General features: G+C 72.5%; 16 protein-coding genes. 10 read left to right on the forward strand and 6 right to left on the reverse strand.

Going from position 1 to position 18,149, the window contains the following annotated elements:
• Nucleotides 1-38: 38 nt before the first annotated feature.
• Nucleotides 39-1,001, forward strand: a complete 963-nt coding sequence (locus BUS84_RS06200) for a helix-turn-helix domain-containing protein (RefSeq protein ID WP_074309530.1) — start codon at nucleotides 39-41, stop codon at nucleotides 999-1,001.
• A gap of 283 nt (nucleotides 1,002-1,284) precedes the next feature.
• Entirely contained in the window at nucleotides 1,285-1,671 is a 387-nt protein-coding gene (locus BUS84_RS06205; protein ID WP_074309532.1) for a DUF2267 domain-containing protein, read from the forward strand.
• A 52-nt stretch (nucleotides 1,672-1,723) separates the two neighbouring features.
• Here the strand turns inward: BUS84_RS06205 and BUS84_RS06210 are convergent, their stop codons facing one another.
• A complete protein-coding gene (locus tag BUS84_RS06210; protein ID WP_074309534.1) occupies nucleotides 1,724-3,541 on the reverse strand; it encodes a hypothetical protein in 1,818 nt (605 codons plus the stop codon).
• Nucleotides 3,542-3,597: 56 nt separating this feature from the next.
• Nucleotides 3,598-4,611 (reverse strand): S66 peptidase family protein, encoded by a 1,014-nt coding sequence (locus BUS84_RS06215; protein WP_084757255.1) that lies wholly within the window; start codon nucleotides 4,609-4,611, stop codon nucleotides 3,598-3,600.
• 351 nt (nucleotides 4,612-4,962) lie between these two features.
• Here BUS84_RS06215 and BUS84_RS06220 point away from each other — a divergent pair, with 351 nt between their 5' ends.
• Nucleotides 4,963-5,304 carry an MmcQ/YjbR family DNA-binding protein gene (locus tag BUS84_RS06220; protein WP_074309536.1) on the forward strand — a complete coding sequence of 114 codons (342 nt, stop codon included), beginning with the start codon at nucleotides 4,963-4,965 and terminating at the stop codon, nucleotides 5,302-5,304.
• 49 nt (nucleotides 5,305-5,353) lie between these two features.
• Entirely contained in the window at nucleotides 5,354-5,938 is a 585-nt protein-coding gene (locus BUS84_RS06225; RefSeq protein ID WP_074312192.1) for a GNAT family N-acetyltransferase, read from the forward strand.
• A 25-nt stretch (nucleotides 5,939-5,963) separates the two neighbouring features.
• Here the strand turns inward: BUS84_RS06225 and BUS84_RS06230 are convergent, their stop codons facing one another.
• Entirely contained in the window at nucleotides 5,964-7,442 is a 1,479-nt protein-coding gene (locus tag BUS84_RS06230) for a glutamate-cysteine ligase family protein (protein WP_074312194.1), read from the reverse strand.
• Nucleotides 7,443-7,623: 181 nt separating this feature from the next.
• Between BUS84_RS06230 and BUS84_RS06235 the strand changes: the two genes are divergently transcribed.
• Nucleotides 7,624-7,962: a DUF3817 domain-containing protein gene (locus tag BUS84_RS06235; protein WP_074309538.1), complete on the forward strand. Its 339-nt coding sequence runs from the start codon at nucleotides 7,624-7,626 to the stop codon at nucleotides 7,960-7,962.
• Between the two features lie 144 nt (nucleotides 7,963-8,106).
• Here the strand turns inward: BUS84_RS06235 and BUS84_RS06240 are convergent, their stop codons facing one another.
• Nucleotides 8,107-8,655 (reverse strand): hypothetical protein, encoded by a 549-nt coding sequence (locus tag BUS84_RS06240; RefSeq protein WP_074309540.1) that lies wholly within the window; start codon nucleotides 8,653-8,655, stop codon nucleotides 8,107-8,109.
• Nucleotides 8,656-8,797: 142 nt separating this feature from the next.
• Here BUS84_RS06240 and BUS84_RS06245 point away from each other — a divergent pair, with 142 nt between their 5' ends.
• Genes BUS84_RS06245 through BUS84_RS06255 form a run of 3 tightly spaced genes read left to right on the forward strand, consistent with a single transcriptional unit; the run spans nucleotide 8,798 to nucleotide 12,810 of the window.
• Complete coding sequence (locus BUS84_RS06245; RefSeq protein WP_074309542.1) at nucleotides 8,798-9,922, forward strand: baeRF2 domain-containing protein; 1,125 nt, start codon at nucleotides 8,798-8,800, stop codon at nucleotides 9,920-9,922.
• On the forward strand, nucleotides 9,915-11,669 hold the full coding sequence (locus tag BUS84_RS06250) for a thiamine pyrophosphate-binding protein (protein ID WP_074309544.1): 1,755 nt from the start codon (nucleotides 9,915-9,917) through the stop codon (nucleotides 11,667-11,669). The genes BUS84_RS06245 and BUS84_RS06250 overlap by 8 nt, the downstream gene beginning before the upstream one ends.
• A 49-nt stretch (nucleotides 11,670-11,718) precedes the next feature.
• Nucleotides 11,719-12,810 carry an iron-containing redox enzyme family protein gene (locus BUS84_RS06255; RefSeq protein WP_244298404.1) on the forward strand — a complete coding sequence of 364 codons (1,092 nt, stop codon included), beginning with the start codon at nucleotides 11,719-11,721 and terminating at the stop codon, nucleotides 12,808-12,810.
• Between the two features lie 9 nt (nucleotides 12,811-12,819).
• Here BUS84_RS06255 and BUS84_RS06260 read toward each other — a convergent pair whose 3' ends face one another.
• Nucleotides 12,820-13,050, reverse strand: a complete 231-nt coding sequence (locus BUS84_RS06260) for a CDGSH iron-sulfur domain-containing protein (protein WP_074312196.1) — start codon at nucleotides 13,048-13,050, stop codon at nucleotides 12,820-12,822.
• 244 nt (nucleotides 13,051-13,294) lie between these two features.
• On the opposite strand from BUS84_RS06260, the gene BUS84_RS06265 reads away from it, so the two are divergent.
• Nucleotides 13,295-14,707: a hypothetical protein gene (locus tag BUS84_RS06265; protein ID WP_143728252.1), complete on the forward strand. Its 1,413-nt coding sequence runs from the start codon at nucleotides 13,295-13,297 to the stop codon at nucleotides 14,705-14,707.
• A gap of 222 nt (nucleotides 14,708-14,929) precedes the next feature.
• Nucleotides 14,930-16,066, forward strand: coding sequence for a SigB/SigF/SigG family RNA polymerase sigma factor (locus BUS84_RS06270; protein WP_074309546.1), 1,137 nt, complete (start codon nucleotides 14,930-14,932; stop codon nucleotides 16,064-16,066).
• 72 nt (nucleotides 16,067-16,138) lie between these two features.
• Here the strand turns inward: BUS84_RS06270 and ctaD are convergent, their stop codons facing one another.
• On the reverse strand, nucleotides 16,139-18,130 hold the full coding sequence (ctaD, locus tag BUS84_RS06275) for an aa3-type cytochrome oxidase subunit I (RefSeq protein ID WP_074309548.1): 1,992 nt from the start codon (nucleotides 18,128-18,130) through the stop codon (nucleotides 16,139-16,141).
• Nucleotides 18,131-18,149 lie beyond the last annotated feature (19 nt).

The following is an 18,149-nucleotide window of genomic DNA, read 5'->3' on the forward strand; positions in this document are numbered from 1 at the left end:
CCAGTGTCGGGAACGCCATGCCCCGTACAATTTCGGACATGGCCACTGTCGCGCTCGCCGCCACCGACGCGATGCTGCATTTCGAGCTCGCGATGGCCTGCGAGGTCTTCGTCCGGGATCCCTCCGGCCTGGCCGACCCGTGGTACGACCTGGTGGTCTGCGGCCCGGGCCCGGTGCGGATCGGCAGATTTTGGATGGAGCCGGACGACGGGTTGGACCGGCTCGCCCGCGCCGACACCGTGATCATCCCTGCCGTGGAGGACATCGACGCGGACGTGCCACCCGACCTGCTCGACTCCGTCCGCGCGGCCCACGAGGCGGGCGCCCGGATCGTCTCGCTGTGCACCGGTGCGTTCGTGCTGGCCGCCGCCGGGGTGCTGGACGGACTGCGCGCGACCACGCACTGGGCCCACACCGACGCGCTGGCCGCCCGTTATCCCCGGGTGACGGTCGACCCGGACGTGCTCTACGTCGACAACGGCAACGTGCTCGCCTCCGCCGGCAAGGCGGCCGCGATCGACCTGTGCCTGCACCTGATCCGCCGCGACCACGGCTCGACGGTCGCCAACGCCGTCGCCCGCCGCCTCGTCGTGCCGCCGCATCGCGCCGGCGGCCAGGCCCAGTACGTCACCACCCCGGTGCCCGCCCGCGACGACCATCCCCTTGCCAACCTGTTCCCCTGGGCGATGGAACGGCTGAACCAGCCGCTGACCGTCGAGGACCTGGCTCGCCAGGCGAACATGAGCTCGCGCAACCTGGCCCGCCACTTCAGGTCGGCAACCGGCACCACCCCGCTGCACTGGCTGTCGACGCAGCGGATCCGCCGGGCCCAGGAGCTGCTGGAGAATACCGACGACAGCATCGACGTCATCGCCGAGGCGGCCGGCATGGGCACCGCCACGACGCTGCGCCGGCACTTCCACCGCGCCGTCGGGGTTCCCCCGGACGCCTACCGCCGCACCTTCCGCAGCGCCGCACCGAAGACGACCGCCGCGAGGTAGGTGGCCCTGACCAGGTGCCGGTGTGGCGGTCCGATGCGCATTCTGTGACGCTACCCAGTCATCGCCCTCGATACCGTTTCCCGGTCGACCGTCCGCCGCCGACGGTCGCGTCCTCGACCGACTGATCCGCGTCGTCGGCTGCGCGATGTGGGGTCCTGCCCGTCGACGGGCTGGACGTCCGGGTCGACGGCTGACCTCGTTTGCGCCCAGAGAGCCTGGGAACTCGCCACGTTCGTCCGCCGGCAGGCCTGACGGCCGGTCGAGGAGACGGAAGGAGCGGGTCATGGATTACGAGCAGTTGATCGCCACGGTACGGCAGCGCGGGGGCCTCGGCGAGAATGAGGCCGTGCGGTCCGTACAGGCCGTTTTGTCGGTGCTCGGCGAACGCCTCGCCGGACGGGAGGCCGACCACCTGGCGGCACAGCTACCGGAGCGGCTGAACCCGTCCGTCACCCGCAACCCACAGGGTCGCCGGTGGGACGTCGGCGAGTTCCTGAAGAACGTCGGCGACCGGGAGCAGGTTGCGAACGCGGACCAGGTGCGTCAGCACGCCCAGGCGGTGTTGCGTACCGTCGCCGAGGCGCTCGACGACGACGAGCGTCACGACCTGTTCGCCCAGCTTCCCGGCGGCATCACCGATCTCTTCGGGGTTCCCACCCCGCGCGGTTGAGCACTGCCCCTGGCGGCAACCCGTGCGAGGGCGCACATCTGATCGGAGCAGGTCAGGTCTTGCGGACCGCGCTGGTGAAACCGGCGATGAAGAGGGTGGCGAAGCTCCAGGCGAGCAGTTGGAGGACCCAGCCGGCGATGGTCAGGGTCTGACCGGCAGGGGTGTCGGTGGGTTGGCAGCGGTCGCGGGCGCCGGTCTTGAGCAGTGGTGCGCCGAGGTCGAGGCCGACGCCGATATGGTCGATGGTGGTGCAGCCGGAGGTTGCGGCTGCACCACTGCTCCCCGGCTTCTGCGCGAGGCCGCCGTGGTGGCCGCCGATGACGCTGAGGGTGACGGCGATGGCCAGGGTGGCGAGGAGCAGGAGCAGAGCCCGCCAGGGCTGGTAGCCGTAGCCGAGAGCGATGCCGAGAAGGCGGCCCCAGGCGCGTTCGGAGGCGGTCAGCCCGGCGCGCTGGATCTGGTCGCGGCGTTGGGCGATGAGGATGGCACGGGCGTCGCGGTCGTGGCCGGCGGCGCGGTAGGCGGCGGCGAGGTGCTGGTAGGGCTGGGCGCTGTAACGGGGCGTGTGCTCGCGCAGCAGGGTCAGCCAGCCCCGCAGTGACGCGGGGCGCGGCAGCCCGCTGTAGGTGAGCCCGTCCACCTCGATCAGTGGTCCCGGACCGGGTGCCGTGCGTGTCACCCGGTCGGTGTCGAGGCGGAGACCGCCACCGATCCTCGCTCCGGCCAGCACCAGCACGACCACCTCGGCACCGCCGTTGGTGGCGCTGAAGCCGTCATCCAGGTGCACGTCCTGGTCGACCCGGAGGCCGTTCAGGTCGAGGGCCGGGCCGGTCGTGTTCTCCAGTCGCGCCCCACCGCAGGCCAGGAGTCCGCCGATGTGGGCGCCGGCCAGGCCGATGGTGCCCCACTCGCTGGTGCCGGTGGCGGTGAATCCGCCGTCCAGGGCCACGTCCCGGTCGACCGTGAGGCCGTCGGCGTCCAGGACCGGTCCGGCGGTGTTCGTCAGCCGCGCACCGCCGCCGCTCAACGAGCCGATGTGGGCGCCGAGCAGCCGGATGGTGCCCTGCTCGCTGGCGCTGGTGGCGGTGAAGCCGTTCGACAGCAGCACGTCCCGGTCGGTCCGGAGGTTGTCGGCGTTGAGCGCCGGCCCAGCGGTGTTCCTAAGTTGTGCGCCACCGCAGTTGAGCTGGCCGCCGATGTGGGCACCGAGCAGTCGGACGGTGCCTCGCGCGCTGGGGCTGGTGGCGGTGAAGCCGTCATTGAGGAACACGCTCTGGTCCACCTGGAGGCCGTCGGCGTCCAAGGCTGGTCCGGTGCCGTTCTCCCACCGCGCTCCGCGGCAGTCCAAAGTGCCGACGTGGGCGGCGGCGAGACGAATGGTGCCGGCGACGGTGTCAGCGGTGGCCGTGCTCCTGTCGAGCGAGAGCACCCGCGCGGCACAGCGGGTGGCGTCGAGTGCCGCGTCTACGGAACCGTCTGCCTGCTCGATGCGGCAGCCGGTCAGGGCAACCGCCGACAGGCGGGCGTTGCGAAGGTTCACGCCGCTGGGCAGCAGGCAGTCGCGCAGCTCCAGCGCCACATCACTGGTGATGTTCTCCAGATCGATCTGGCCGGCGATCCGGGCTCCGCGCAGCCGCAGGCCACGCGGGTCGGGATCGCCGACCAGCCGGCCGCGGACCAGCTCACGGATGACCGAAGCCGAGATCGCTCGGTCGTCGCCCCAGGCCCGCATCGCTGCCTCGTCGACCGGCCCGTCACCGGCCAGATCCAGCACCTTGCCGCGGGCGACGGACTCGATCAGTCGCTGCTCGACCCGACTGTGCGCTCCGCCGTTCGTATCCCGCACCCGCTGGGCGCCGACTGACGTCATGGCACCCATCATCACCGAGAAGTGCGCCGAGAGGTCCGCGCCACCACGCGGTCCGGTCAGCGCGGACGGACTCCGGGCTCCACCGTCAGGGTCCCCGCCACGGCGTCGATCGTGGCCCGGGAGCCGAGCGCAATGGTGAGTTGGCCGTTCCCATGGCCCAGTCGGAGCCCGCCCAGGACCGGCACGCCGAGGTCGTAGAGGCGGTCCTTCAGCATCGCCGCCGCGTCCCACTCGTTCGGGCCACCGACGCTGTTGGTGATCTGGCCGATGACCACTCCGGCAACCCTGGACAGCACGCCCACCCGGCGCAGCTCGGTCAGCATCCGGTCGATGCTGTACGGCGCCTCGTCCACGTCCTCGAAGAACAGGATGGAGTTGTCGTACTTCGGGGCGTCCGCGGCGCCCAGCGATGTGGAGATCAGCGTGAGGCATCCGCCGAGGAGGGGGCCCGTCGCCCGGCCCGGCACCAGCACGGGGGCGGCCGTCTCGGCCGGGTCCCGGGTGATGGTGACGGGTGCGGTCGTCATCACTGCCCGGCGTAGCGACTCGGCCGACTCCGGGCCGGTGCGGCTGTCGCTCCAGTTGACCATCGGGCCGTAGAACGTGACCAGCCCGGTCTCGCGCCAGAGCCGGCCGTGGATGCTGGTGATGTCGCTGAACCCGACGACCACCCTGGGATCGCGACGGAGCCCGGCCAGGTTGATCCGATCGACGATCCGCTGGGTCCCGTAGCCGCCGCGGGCGGCGAAGACGGCACGGATCCCGGGATCGTTGAGCGCGGCGTTCAGGTCAGCCAGCCGCTCCGCGTCGGTGCCGGCCAGATAGCCGTACCTGGCGAAGGCGTGCGCGCCCAGCTCGACCTCCAGGCCCCAACCGCGCAGGATCTCGATGCCCCGGGCCATGTTGTCCGGGTTGGGAGTGCCGCCGGGCGAGACGACCCGGACCCGGTCACCGGGCACCAGCACCGGGGCGCGCAACGGCCGTTTCGGGCCAGCCGGCGCGGCCTGCGCGGCCTCGGCCGTGCCGGCGAGCAACGCGCCGCCGGCTGCCGCCGCGCCCACACCCAGCATGTGCCTTCGGGACAGGGCGGTGCTCGCGGGCCTCTGGGTCGGGGTGCGGTCTGTTTCGGAAGTGGCCACAGGCATCCCTTCATCGGCATCGATGTCGGTGCCACGACAGCCTACGGCAAACATCATTAGCCTTGGGGGTCCACAAGGGACGATTCGCCGGGATCGAGTAGAGGCCACTGCGCCATCGGACGGTGGCGAGCCGCCATGTCGGTGGCCCGCGCAGCGCCGGACATCGCGGATCGACGACCGGCCGACTCGGGCAGGGGCGGGTCCGGCACCTGCGGCAACGCCAGCAGTAGCCTGACGTCGGCACGGGTTCGACCACTGAGACGTCAACAAGGAGTCCTGCCCATGATCAGGCTGGCTGACATCCGTAGCTACGCGATGGCGCTGCCGGAGGTCGTCGAGAAGCCGCACTTCCGGCTGCCCGGCTTCCGCGTCGCGGACAAGCTCCTCGCTCATCTGGAGAAGGGCGACGCGCACGCGATCATGTGTGTCGGGCAGGCGGAGGCCAGGACCGCGGCCGCGGCTCAGCCGGACATCTACGAGGAGGTGTGGCGCAACGGCCGGATCTTCGTCGGCCTCCGCGTCGACCTGGCCAAGGTCACCGAGGAGGGCATGCGGGAGCTGATCGAGCACGCCTGGCGCAACCGGGCGCCGAAGCGCCTGGTCGCCCTGCATGACAGCCGGTGACGGACCCGACCACGGCGTCCTGCGCGCCACCCACGAGGGGATTGGCTTGATGAAGAACGAGCGAGAGTCGGCGCCTGGCGTGGCGCACGACGGCGGGGAACCGACGGTACGACTGCGGCCGGTCGCCGAGGCCGACCTGGAGATGTTCCGGCGGTTCTGCACCGAGCCGGGGCTGATCGGGCTGGACTGGTCCGGCTTCCGCGACCCGGGTGCACCGGCACGGCGGTTCGCCGTGGACAACTGGCTGGGCGCCGACGACGGCCGGCTCATGGTCGAGGTCGAGCCGGAGGGGACCGCTGCCGGTATCGTCAGCTACCTGTCCGGGCGCTACAGCGGGTTGGCGTCGTACTGGGAGATCGGGATCGTCCTGCTGCCAGCGTGGCGCGGACGCGGCATCGGCTGGCGCGCCCAGGCGCTGCTCTGCGACTACCTGTTCCAGCACACCCCGGCGCAGCGCATCCAGGCCGGCACCCACCCGGAGAACGTCACCGAGCAGCGGTCGCTGGAAAAGGCCGGCTTCCAGCTCGAGGGCGTCGTGCGGGCCTGCGAGTTTCGGGCCGGGCGGTGGCGCGACGGGTACCTCTACAGCCGGCTGCGCGACGACCCGTCACCCTGGGACCGGCCGGGGGAGTGACGCCGGCTCAGGGGCCGGGCCGGGTTCAGGGGATGGGCCACTCGTGCACCGGGCGGTTGCTGTGCATCAGCGTCACGTAGTGCCGGACCACCTCGCGCAGCGCCGCCGGCCGGTCCAGGTGGTCGGCGGACTCCAGCCGGTGCAGCGTCTCCACCTGCCACGTCGCGCCGTTGCGGCCGGTCAGGCAGCGCTGCTCGATGATGCCGAGCAGCCGGTCGCGCTCGCCCGGATCCAGCCCCCACCGGTCCAGGCCGTGGTGCGCCAACGGCAGCAGCCGGCGCAGCACCAGCTCGGTGACCGGCAGGTAGCCGAGGCCGGGCCAGAAGACCTGCGCCTCGATGCCGTACCGGGCGCAGCTGGTGAAGTTCTCCTCGGCGGCGCTGAACGACATCTGCGACCACAACGGCCGGTCCGACTCGGCCAGGGCCCGGACCAGTCCGAAGTAGAAAGCGCCGTTCGCGATGGTGTCCAGTACGGTGGGCCCGGCGGGCAGCACCCGGTTCTCCACCCGCAGGTGCGGCCGGCCGCGCGACACGTCGTACACGGGCCGGTTCCACCGGTAGACGGTGCCGTTGTGCAGCCGCAGCTCGGCGAGGTTGGGCACCTCACCGGCGGCCAACGCCTGCGCCGGGTCCTCCGGGTCGCAGACCGGCAGCAGCGCCGGGAAGTAGCGGACGTTCTCCTCGAACAGGTCGAACACGTTGGTGATCCAGCGTTCGCCGAACCAGACCCGGGGCCGTACGCCCTGCGCCTTGATCTCCTCCGACCGGGTGTCGGTGGCCTGCTGGAACAGCGGGATGCGGGTCTCCCGCCACAGCTCCCGGCCGAAGAACAGCGGCGCGTTCGCGCCGAGGGCGACCTGGATGCCGGCGATCGCCTGGGCGGCGTTCCAGTAGTCGGCGAACTGGGCCGGGCTGACCTGGAGGTGGAACTGCGTGCTGGTGCAGGCCGCCTCCGGGGTGATCGTGTCGGCGGTGACCGCCAACCGTTCCACACCGCTGATGGCGATCGGCAGGTCCTCGCCCCGGGCGGCGAAGATCTGCTCGTTGAGCAGCGCGTACCGGGGGTTGTGCGAGAGCGTCTCGGCGGTCAGGTGCTCGGGGCGCAGCGTCGGCAGAATGCCGATCATGACCATGTGCGCGCCGATCGCGCGGGCCTTCTCCTCGGCGGCGTTGAGGCTGGCCCGCACGTGCTCCTCAAACTCGGCGGTGCCGGTGCCGGTCAGCCGGCGCGGCGCCACGTTGATCTCTATGTTGAACTGGCCCAGCTCGGTCTGGAAGCTCGGGTCGGCGATCGCCGCCAGCACGTCGGCGTTGCGCATCGCCGGCATCGACCCCTGGTCGACGAGGTTCAGCTCGATCTCCAGCCCCGTCAGCGGCCGGTCGATGTCGAACCGCGACTCGCGCAGCATCTCGGCGAAGACGTCCAGGCAACGGCGGACCTTGTCCCGGTAGCGGGCGCGGTCCTCCCGGCTGAAGGTCCGTACGCCGACATCCTCGCCCATGGTCACCACCCTGTCACCGCTGGTCCCCCTAACCTCGCACGTGTCGGGCGGGCGGGGAAGACCCGATGGGCCCTTCCTACCCAGCTGCGAGCTTGGTGATCCCTGTCGCGCCCGCGTGGTCCGCTCCGGTACGACCGGCCCGCACCGCTAACATTGCCGCCCGAGAGGTGGTGGCGTGGGAATGCGTGAGAAGGTGACCCGGCTCTTCGTCGCGGCGGCGATCGCTGAGGCGTGCTCGTGGTTGGCCCTGCTGGTCGGCATGGTGGTCAAGTACGGTCCGCCGGAGAACGAGCTGGGCGTCAAGATCTTCGGCCCGATCCACGGCGGCCTGTTCATCGCGTACATCCTCCTGGTGCTGGCGGTGGCCCGGCTGCACCGGTGGAGCCTGCTGGCCACGGTCGTGGCGCTGGCGTGCGCGGTGCCGCCGTTCGCCACCCTGGCCTACGAGCGCTGGGCCCGCCGTCGGGGCATGCTCGACACCGCCGGCCGACCGGCCCGCGAGCCCGCCCCGGTCGGCTGAGCAGCAGCACCACAGGCGAGCCGGAGCCGCCGTGGCGCACGCACAGGCGTACCGGGCGGACGTCGATCTCGTCGAGGGTGAATCCGGGAAACATGCCGGTGCCCGTTTCCACCCCGCCAGGCGCGGAAACCCGGACCCGGCCGGTCAGGTCAGCGCGGACCAGACCGCGACGCCGGCGAGCAGCAGCGCCCCCAGCATCGCCTGCAACAGCAGCGGCGGGCCGAGATGCGACCAGAGCGTCGCGGTACGCGGGGTGAGCAGCTGCCCGGTGGTGAGGTTCACGATCCGCTCGATCCGGGGCGGCAGCTCCGGGTCGCGTTGCGGACGCAGGGTGAGCTGCACCTGGTCGGCCGGGTGCAGGGCGCTCTGCGGCAGGTGGCCGTGCAGCTCCACCTCGCAGAGCTGGCCGGCGGTGTTGCGCAGCCGCACCGGGGTGACCAGGTACTCCGGGCCCTGCTTCAGCTCCTTCCAGCGCCGCCGGGTGCCGCCGCCCCCGGCGGAGAAGAGCGAGCGCAGCAGCAGGGCGGGAAGCCGGGCGAACGCGGCCGCGGCGAGTACCGCGACCAGCACCGGCTGGCCGATGGGTACCTCGCGCGTGTAGCCGTCGAGCAGGCGGACCAACCGCCCGGTGACGATCCGCTCCGTCGGGTGCACGATCCGTCGGGTATCGAGTCCGCTGTCCATCTCCACCACCGAGAGTCCGCTTCCGTTCACTCATCGTATCGACGTCCCCGGTTGAACGACGTGAATGAAACCTGGTCACGGGCTCACGGCCGCGAGGTGACATCCCGGGCGACCCGGGTAAGCGGGGGGCCGAGCTGGAAAGGGGTCGAGCATGCAGCTGTCCTTCCTGCGCCCGCTCTACGACCGACCCGGGCCGTGGTGCTCGGTGTACCTGGACGCCTCCGCCGACACGGAGGACGCCCACCCGGCGCTGGCCCTACGCTGGCGTGCCCTGGCGCGTCAACTGACCGATCAGGGCGCGGACGAGGCGACCGTCGCCGCGCTGGACCGGGTGATCCGTGGCCACGACCCGATGGTCGGGGACTACGGCCTCGCGGTGTTCGCCACCCGCGGCCACGTGGTGCTCTCCGAGTACCTCTCCGCGCCACCGCTGCGCGACCTGGCCAGTTACGCGCCACTGCCGCACGTGATGCCGCTGCTCGCGCAGCGCGGCGAGCAGGTGGCGTGGGTGCGGGTGCTGGCCGACCGGACCGGCGCCGACGCGATGGCCGTCAGCGCGGGCGGGGTTCCCCGGCGCGCCCACATCGCCGGCCGGGAGGAATTCCAGCTGCGCCGGGTACAGCCCGGCGGCTGGTCCCAGTCGCGCTACCAGCGGGCCGCCATGGAGGCGTGGCACCACAATGCCGGCGACGTCACCGCCGCCACCGTGGAGCTGGCCGAGAAGGTCGGTGCCGACGTGGTGGTGGTTGCCGGCGACGTCCGGGCCACCGGGATGATCGCCGCACAGATGCCGGAGCGTTGGCAGGACGCGGTGGTGCGCACCGACGCCGGGTCACGGGCCGGCGGCGCCGACCAGACGTTGCTGGACGACCTCACCGTGCAGACCATCGCGGAGGTCGCCGACCAGCGGATCAGCGCCGCGCTGAACCGGTTCGGCGTGCAGGAGGACGTCGGCGCCGGGCTCGACGCGGTCGTGCGGGCCCTGCAACGCAACCAGGTGGACACCATGCTGATCGTGGACGATCCGTCGGCCAACGGCGAGCTGTGGGTCGGCCCCGAGCCGACCGAGATCGCCGTCGACCCGGGGCAGCTGGCGGCGATGTCGGTGAACGACCCGCAACGGGTCCGCGCCGACGCGGCGCTGGTCCGGGCGCTCGTCGGCACCGACGCGGCGCTGACCGTGCTGGGTCCGGACGAGGCGCCCGAGCTCACCGACGGCGTCGGCGCGGTGCTGCGGTACGTCGATGCGAGCACGCCCGGGCGCGGCAATGGCTGAGCGCAGCGTGGCCGACCTGGTGGTGGAGCGGCTCCTGGCCTGGCGGGTGCCGCGCGCCTTCGGCTATCCGGGCGCGGCGATCGCCCCGCTGGTCGAGGCGCTGGACCGCACGGGCGGCGACCCGGCGTTCGTCCCGGCCCGGCACGAGGAGACCGCCTCGTTCATGGCCACCGGGCACGCCAAGTTCACCGGCGGCATCGGGGTCTGCCTGGCCACCCAGGGGCCCAGCGCGGTGCAGCTGCTCAACGGGCTCTACGACGCGAAGCTGGACAGCACACCGGTGGTGGCGATCATCGGCGAGGACATCTCCGGGCCGCTCGGCGGCGCGCACCAGCAGATCGGGCTCAGCCGGCTCTTCGGCGACGTGTGCAACCAGTTCGTGCAGTACGGCCGCAGGCCCGAGGACGTACCCGCGCTGCTGGACCAGGCGTTCCGCACGGCGGCGGCGACCCGCAGCCCGACCTGCGTGGTGCTGCCCCGGCAGTTGCAGGAGGCCGTGGTGCCCGACCTGCAGCCGCAGTCCGTGGGCGTGATCTCGGCGAGCCCGGGCGTGCCGCTGGCCCGGGTCCTGCCGCACGAGATGGACCTCGACGCCGCCGCGCAGCTGCTCGGCAGCGGCCAGCGCACGGCGATCCTGGTGGGCCAGGGTGGCCGGGACGCGGCCGGGGAGATCGTCGAGTTGGCCGACCGGCTCGGCGCCGGGGTAGCCACCTCGCTGCTGGGCAAGCCGGTGCTCGACGAGCGGCTGCCCTTCCACGCCGGGGTGCTCGGCGAGGTCGGCACCTCGGCCGCGGCCGAGCTGATGGGCGGCTGCGACACGCTGCTGATGGTGGGCACCAACGACCCGTGGACCGACTACTTCCCGATGCCCGGTCAGGCCCGCACCGTGCAGATCGACATCGACGGGCGGCGGATCGGCACCCGGTATCCGGCCGACGTGCCGCTCGTCGGTGACGCCGCCGAGACGCTGCGGGCGCTGCTGGCGCGGGTGCCCCACCGGCCGAGCGGGCAGTGGCGCGCCACGGTGGAGAGCTCGGTGGACCGGTGGCGGTCGGCCGCGGCCGACCGGGCCGCGGCGCCGGCCGAACCGGTCAACCCGCAGCTCGTGCTCCAGGAACTGTCCGCCCGGTTGCCGTCCGTCGGCGCGGTGGCGGTGGACGTCGGCTCCGTCCTCTACTGGTACGCCCGGCACCTCGTCCTGCCGCCCGGGGTGAACGCGCAACTGTGCGGCACCCTCGGCTCGATGGGCTGCGCCCTGCCGTACGCGGTAGCCGCCAAGCTCGCCGACCCGGACCGACCGGTGCTCGCACTGGTCGGCGACGGCGCCATGCAGCTCAACGGGCTCGCTGAGCTGATCACCGTCGCGCACCTCTGGAAGGAGTGGCGGGATCCGCGGCTGGTGGTGCTGGTGCTCAACAACCGCGACCAGGCCGGGATGGGCGGCGGGCGGCAGCCCTCGCCCGACCCGACGCGGCGCCGCCCTGACGTGCCGTACGCCGGCTGGGCCCGGCTGCTCGGGCTGCACGGCGTCCGGGTGGACCGCCCCGACCTGGTCGGTGCGGCCTGGGACGAGGCGCTCGCCGCGAACCGCCCCTGCGTGCTGGAGGCGGTGGTCGACGCCGCGGTGCCACTGGCGCCGCCGGAGCCGGCCTTCGCCGACCTGCGCAGCCTGTACGCCAACGGGGAGGCCGCCCGGCGGGTCCGCGAGCAGGTGGAGCTCACCGTGAACGCGGAGGGCCTCGTTTAGGCGTAGCCCGCCGGGGCATCAGTAGCGGCCCGAGGACGCTGGAGGTCACATGCCGGAGCCCGCCGATCGTCGCTACGGCCCCGCGCCCCTACCGCAGCCGCGCGGTCCGCTCTCCGCGGCGGTGGCCGGGGCCCTGCGGCGTCCGCCGCACGACCTGCCGCCGGGCCTCGGCGCCGACCTCGACCCGGCGGACCCGCTCGCCGACGAGGATCTCCAGCTGACCCTGTTCCTCTGCTACGAGCTGCACTACCGGGGCTGGCGCGGGGTGGATGAGGGCTGGGAGTGGCAACCGACGCTGCTGGCCCTGCGGGCCCGTGCCGAGCGGCCCTTCGAGGCGGCGCTGCGCCGGCTGGCCGCCCCGCCGCCGCTGCCGCCCGCCGGGGTGGCGGCGGGCCTGACCGACCTGGTCGCGGCCGACGACGGGCCCACGCTGGCGGCCACCCTCCAGCGGCGTGCCGACCTCGCCCAGTTCCGCGAGTTCGTCGCCCACCGCTCGATCTACCACCTGCGCGAGGCGGATCCGCACAGCTGGGCGCTGCCCCGCCTCGGCGGCCCGGCCAAGGCCGCCCTGGTGGAGATCCAGACCGACGAGTACGGCAACGGCCGGCTGGACCGGATGCACGCCGAGCTGTTCCGGCGCACGCTCGACCGGCTGGGCCTGGACACCGGCTACGGCGCCTACCTCGACGCGGTGCCCGCGGTGACACTGGCGACCAACAACATGATGTCGCTGTTCGGGCTGCACCGACGTCTGCGCGGCGCGCTGCTCGGTCACCTGGCCGCCTACGAGATGACCTCGTCGGTGCCGAACCGCCGGTACGGCAACGGGCTGCGCCGGCTCGGCCTGGACGAGGTGGCCACCCGCTTCTACGACGAGCACGTCGAGGCCGACGCGGTGCACGAGCAAATCGCCGCACACGACCTGTGCGGCGGTCTGGTCCGCGTCGAGCCGGCGCTGGCCGGCGACGTGCTCTTCGGCGCGGCGGCCGCACTCGCCGTGGACCGGCTGTTCGCCGCGCACCTGCTGGACAGCTGGGCCGCCGGCCGCAGCTCACTGCGGGCACCGACCGCGCTGACTCTCTCGCTGCCCGCGACCGCGACCACGATCGCTGCCACCGGACCGCTGGCCGGCGTCGCCTGACCGCGGCGGTCACCCCTCCCGGGTGGTGCCCGCGCGGAAGTTGACCATCTTGTGGGTGCCGTCGCAGAACGGCTTGAGCGCCGACCTGCCGCACCGGCACAGCGCCACCGTGCCCCGGCGCGCGTCGATCCGCTCACCGTCCGGGGTGACCAGGGCGAAGTCGCCGCGGACCAGCAACGGTCCGTCCTGGTACGGAGTGATCGTGGCGGCGGCGGGCTCGCCCGTGTCGTCGGTGCGCATGAGCCCGGAAGTGCCCGCCCTGGCCCCGGCGAAACCCGAGCGCCGTGCCGGGGCGTGGCCCGGCCCGTTCGGGCCCACCCGACCCGCTGCCGCCGCCCACGGCGGATCGTCGTCGAACGCCGGTGATGACCGGGGACCCACGCCGACCAGCGGATTGTGCCGCCGGGTGGGTGATGCCCCGTTTGAACCCCATCGGGACGGGAAGCCGGGCCGCGTGGTGAGCGAACGAGGCAAGGTGGGGCCGGTGCACAAGGTGCACAAGGGGCTCACGGCAGAGGGCGCCGGTCTGGCCGGCGACCGGGTCGTGGCCGTGGGCAGTCCCGCCCGGGTGCTGGTCGCCGCCACCGCCCGGGCACTGCGTGGCCTGGACTGCGCCGACCTCGGGCACGCCGGGCCGGTGTCGCGGTTCCCCGGCGCCCCGGAGCCGGTCCGCCGTGCCGCGGTCAGCCGGGCCGCCGGACGGGTCGCGATCACCATGGCCCAGGTCGACGAGGTGGACGCCGGCCGGGTCGCCCGCTGGTTCGTCGACCAGTACCCCCGCCAGCGCTACCCCGGAGTGCTGATCGGCTCACCGCACGGCGCGGCGGCCCACCTCGCGGTGGCGCTCGGCGTGCCGTGGCTGCCGGCCGGCTTCGACATGTCGGTGCACTGGACCGGCGGCGCGGTGGACCGCCCAGGGGCGGCGCTGCAGCACGGCGAGGCGCTCGCCGCCCGAATGCTCGCCGGAAACCCCGACGTGCATCTCCGCCAGGTGCACTGCCCCGCCAGCCGTGGCCCGCTGACCGGGGTGACCGTGTCGCTGGCCGCCCGCTGGCGGGCGCTGCCGGCGGCCTACACGCAGTTCCTCGCCGACCGGCTGACCGCCGGGGCCCCGGTTCTGCTAGTGCCCGACGCGCGGACCTGGCCGGTGCTGGAGCGCGGCCCGGGGCACAGCTTCCAGGTCGGCTGCCCGGCCAGCGGGCTGGACCCGGTGGACTTCCACCCGGACAGCCACGCGCTGCGGCAGGTGCTGCGCTCCGTCGGCGGAGACGCCGCCCGGTGGGAGGCGCCGGAGATGTCCGTCCCCTCGGGCACCGCCGAGCACGGCATGGACTCGGGCTTCGAGCTGGCCGCGCGGGACTGGGCGGCCCGCCGGGAGCACCCGCTGCACCGGGTGCTGGTGCCCCGGCCGGCCGCGCTGAGCGCGGGAGTGGCCGACCTGTACCGGCACTGGCTGCGCCGCGCCGGCAAGACCGGTAACCGGTTGGTGGTGGAATGTGGCCGCCTGCTCGATCCGTGGCAGGTGGTGCGGGCGGGGATGGTGCCGTACTGGTGCGAGAACGCCACCCGGCGCAGTGTCGACGAGGCCGAGTGGTGGCTGGCCGGCAGCGAGACGTTCAGCTCGGTGGACGTGCTGCCCGAGCCGCCCGGGGTGCGCTCGCCCGCCCTGGCCGGGCTGCCGCAGTGGCTGGCCGTGGCCGGGTTCGGCCGGCGCCGTCGGGCGTTGGACCGGACCGCCGCCCGGGGCTACCCGGTCACCTCGGTACCCACCCGCCGGGCCACCGAGGTGCTCCGCGCCCAGCCGTACGACCTGCCCACGCCGCCCCCGCTGGGGGTCGCCGAGGCGCTCTCCGTGCTCCGGGACAGCGGCGGCCACCAGGGGTTGCTGGTCTCCTGAGGCGAGCACGCCGAAACATCCTCGCGAACCCGGGGTCCCGTGATTGAGTACCTACGGAGCGGGAACATCGCTGACTGCGACGGCCTGATTGCGCTGCGTAGAGGCGTTGTCGCCCGCTGGCATCCCAGTCACTGACCCACTTTTCCGGCCCGGTGCGTGGCTCGACCACGCGCACGACCGGTTTCCCGATCCGGGCGGGGGACCTTCCTGAGGGAGGCGCGGATGTTCGGACAGACGAGCACGACCACACCACCACCCACCGATCGGGGTCTGGAGGACCTCGATGCGGCAGCCCTGGCTTACGCGGCCCGAATCGAAGGGCTGCCGCCGGAGCGGCGGCAGGAGGCACGGGACGACCTGGTCCGCTTCGCGCTGCCGTTCGCCGGCCGCCTGGCCCGCCGGTACCGGGGGCGCGGGGAGCCGCTGGAGGACCTGGAGCAGGTGGCCCGGCTCGGTCTGGTCAACGCCGTCGACCGGTATGACCCGGAACGGGGCTCGTTCACCGCGTACGCCGCGATCACCATTGTGGGCGAGATCAAGCGGCACTTCCGGGACCGCACCTGGGGCGTGCACGTGCCCCGCCGGCTACGTGACCTGATCCTGGAGGTCGGCCAGGCCACCGCCGCGCTGACCAGTGAGCTGTCCCGGGCACCCACCGTCGCGGAGCTGTCCAAGCGGCTGGAGACCCCGGAGGAGGAGATCCTCGCCGCGCTGGAGTCGGCGGCCGGTTACAGCCCCGCCTCGCTCAACGCCCCGGTGGGCGGGGAGAGCTCCGCGGAGTTCGGTGACCTCGTCGGCGAATCGGACAACGCACTGGAATCGGTCGACGATCGGGTGACCGTGAGCGGCCTGCTGCACCGCCTGCCCTGGCGGGAGCGGCGGATCCTGGCCATGCGCTTCTACGGCAACCAGACCCAGGCGGAGATCGCCGCCCGGTTCGGTATCTCGCAGATGCACGTATCCCGGCTGCTGTCGCGGGCACTGACCTGGCTGCGGCAGGCGATGCTCGCCGACGCGCCGCCGCCGTGGCAGAACGGCGCCGCCGAGCCGGACCCGGGCAAGACCCGGATCTCGGTGAAGCAGAACGGCGACCGGGTGGTCGTCGAGGTCGGCGGCGAGGTCGACCGGGACGGCGCGGACCAGCTGCGCCGGGCGATGCTGGAGGCGGTCACCGGCCAGCCGAGCGAGGTGGTCGTCGACCTGGTCGGCGCGGGCGGCTTCGACGCCGGCGGGATCGCCGCGTTGATGGCCGGGCGGGACGCGGCCGCACGGACCGGGGTGCCGCTGCGGCTGACCAGGGTCCAACCCGCGGTACGCCGTTCGCTCACCGCCGCCGGCCTGGCACCCGCGCGGGACTGAGCGCAGCCGGGCACGGTACGCGACGAGGGCCGACACCCGCGGGTGTCGGCCCTCGCCGGCGCGTACTCCTGGTCAGCTTTCCTCGGGGTCCCGGTCGCTGTGCGGGTGCCGCCAGCGCTCGTGCGGCTTCGGCGCTTCTTCGGTGTCCTCGGGCGCGTCACTCTCTTCGAAGCTCGGCCGGCGGACGCCCTCGGGCTCCGGGACATCCACGGGCCGGGCACCGGACCGCGGCGCCGGCTGGAACTCGGTCGCGTCGCGGGCGCCGTGCGCGCCCTCGGCGGCGGGCGACTCCGGCACGTGGGGCTCCATACGCAACTCCTCGGTGAAGTGCTGTGGCGGCTTGGTCGTGCGCTGTGGCAGGTCCCGGCCCAGGTCGGCGACGAGCGGGCCGTACTTCAGGTCGAACGCGGGGCGCTCGGAGCGGATCCGGGGCATCCGGTCGAAGTTGCGCAGGGGCGGCGGGCAGGTGGTGGCCCATTCGAGGGAGTTGCCGAAGCCCCACGGGTCGTCCACCGTCACCATCGTTCCGTACCGCCAGGACTTCCAGGCGTTGTACATGAAGAACAAAGTGGACAGGCCGAGGATGAACGCGAAGATGCTGGAGATCGTGTTCAGGGTGGTGAAGCCGTCGGTCGGCAGGTAGTCGGCGTACCGGCGGGGCATCCCCTCGCTGCCGAGCCAGTGGTGCACCAGGAAGGTGCCGTGGAAGCCGATGAACATGGTCCAGAAGTGCGCCTTGCCGATCCGGTCGTCGAGCAGCCGTCCGGTCATCTTCGGCCACCAGAAGTAGTAGCCGGCGAAGAGCGCGAAGACCACGGTGCCGAAGACCACGTAGTGGAAGTGCGCCACCACGAAGTAGGTGTCGTGGGTGTGCCAGTCCGCCGGCGGGCTGGCCAGCAGCACCCCGGTGAGTCCGCCGAGCAGGAAGGTGACCAGGAAACCGATGGCGAACAGCATCGGCGTCTCGAAGGTGAGTTGTCCCTTCCACATGGTGCCGATCCAGTTGAAGAACTTCACGCCGGTCGGCACCGCGATCAGGTAGCTGGTAATGCTGAAGAACGGCAGCAGCACCTGGCCGGTGGTGAACATGTGGTGCGCCCAAACGGTCATCGACAGCACGGTGATCGCGACGGTGGCCAGCACGATCCCGGTGTAGCCGAAGAGCGGCTTGCGGGCGAAGACCGGGATGACCTCGGTGACGATACCGAAGAACGGCAGCGCGATGATATAGACCTCGGGATGGCCGAAGAACCAGAACAGGTGCTGCCAGAGCAACATCCCACCGGTCGCAGGGTCGTACACGTGCGCGTTGAGCAGCCGGTCGGCCAACAGGGCCAGCAGCGCCGCGGCCAGCAGCGGGAAGACAAAGATCACCAGCACACTGGTGAAGAGCATGTTCCAGGTGAAGATCGGCATCCGGAACATGGTCATCCCGGGCGCGCGCAGGGTGAGGATCGTGGTGATCAGGTTGACCGCGCCGAGGATGGTGCCCAGGCCGGAGATGACCAGGCCGGCAATCCACAGGTTCGCGCCGACGCCGGGAGAGTGCTCGACGCTGCTCAGTGGGGAGTACGCCGTCCAGCCGAAGTCCGCCGAGCCCTGCGGGGTGAGGAAGCCACTGATCACCATCAGCCCGCCGAACAGGTACAGCCAGTAGGCCAGCGCGTTGAGGCGGGGGAACGACACGTCCGGCGCGCCGATCTGGATCGGCACGATGAAGTTGCCGAACCCGAACCCCGCGGGCGTGGCGAACAGCAGCAGCATCACCGCGCCGTGCGAGGTGAACAACTGGTTGTACTGCTCCGAGGAGAGGAACTGCAGCCCCGGTCGGGCCAGCTCTCCCCGCATCAGCATCGCCTGCACCCCGCCCACGAGGAAGAACCCGAAGGAGGTGAGCAGGTAGAGCACACCGATCTGCTTGTGGTCCGTGGTGGCCAGGAACTTGATCAGAGAGCTGCCGGGGACCCGCGAACGCAGTGGTCCGGGGAAGCCTCCGAAGCGGGCCGGTGCCAGGATCGCCGGGCCTCGATCGCGACTGGGTTCCGTGGTTACCCGCTTGGGCATGGCTGCTCACCCCGCCGTT

Source organism: Micromonospora cremea (assembly GCF_900143515.1).
In the GTDB taxonomy this organism is placed as follows: domain Bacteria; phylum Actinomycetota; class Actinomycetes; order Mycobacteriales; family Micromonosporaceae; genus Micromonospora; species Micromonospora cremea.

Bases quoted from the DNA above. Each gene is read 5' to 3' on its own strand.
- BUS84_RS06200 (WP_074309530.1), top strand. From the start codon at position 39: ATGGCCACTGTCGCGCTCGCCGCCACCGACGCGATGCTGCATTTCGAG.
- BUS84_RS06205 (WP_074309532.1), top strand. From the start codon at position 1,285: ATGGATTACGAGCAGTTGATCGCCACGGTACGGCAGCGCGGGGGCCTC.
- BUS84_RS06210 (WP_074309534.1), bottom strand. From the start codon at position 3,541: ATGACGTCAGTCGGCGCCCAGCGGGTGCGGGATACGAACGGCGGAGCG.
- BUS84_RS06215 (WP_084757255.1), bottom strand. From the start codon at position 4,611: ATGCTGGGTGTGGGCGCGGCGGCAGCCGGCGGCGCGTTGCTCGCCGGC.
- BUS84_RS06220 (WP_074309536.1), top strand. From the start codon at position 4,963: ATGATCAGGCTGGCTGACATCCGTAGCTACGCGATGGCGCTGCCGGAG.
- BUS84_RS06225 (WP_074312192.1), top strand. From the start codon at position 5,354: ATGAAGAACGAGCGAGAGTCGGCGCCTGGCGTGGCGCACGACGGCGGG.
- BUS84_RS06230 (WP_074312194.1), bottom strand. From the start codon at position 7,442: ATGGGCGAGGATGTCGGCGTACGGACCTTCAGCCGGGAGGACCGCGCC.
- BUS84_RS06235 (WP_074309538.1), top strand. From the start codon at position 7,624: ATGCGTGAGAAGGTGACCCGGCTCTTCGTCGCGGCGGCGATCGCTGAG.
- BUS84_RS06245 (WP_074309542.1), top strand. From the start codon at position 8,798: ATGCAGCTGTCCTTCCTGCGCCCGCTCTACGACCGACCCGGGCCGTGG.
- BUS84_RS06250 (WP_074309544.1), top strand. From the start codon at position 9,915: ATGGCTGAGCGCAGCGTGGCCGACCTGGTGGTGGAGCGGCTCCTGGCC.
- BUS84_RS06255 (WP_244298404.1), top strand. From the start codon at position 11,719: ATGCCGGAGCCCGCCGATCGTCGCTACGGCCCCGCGCCCCTACCGCAG.
- BUS84_RS06260 (WP_074312196.1), bottom strand. From the start codon at position 13,050: ATGCGCACCGACGACACGGGCGAGCCCGCCGCCGCCACGATCACTCCG.
- BUS84_RS06270 (WP_074309546.1), top strand. From the start codon at position 14,930: ATGTTCGGACAGACGAGCACGACCACACCACCACCCACCGATCGGGGT.
- ctaD (WP_074309548.1), bottom strand. From the start codon at position 18,130: ATGCCCAAGCGGGTAACCACGGAACCCAGTCGCGATCGAGGCCCGGCG.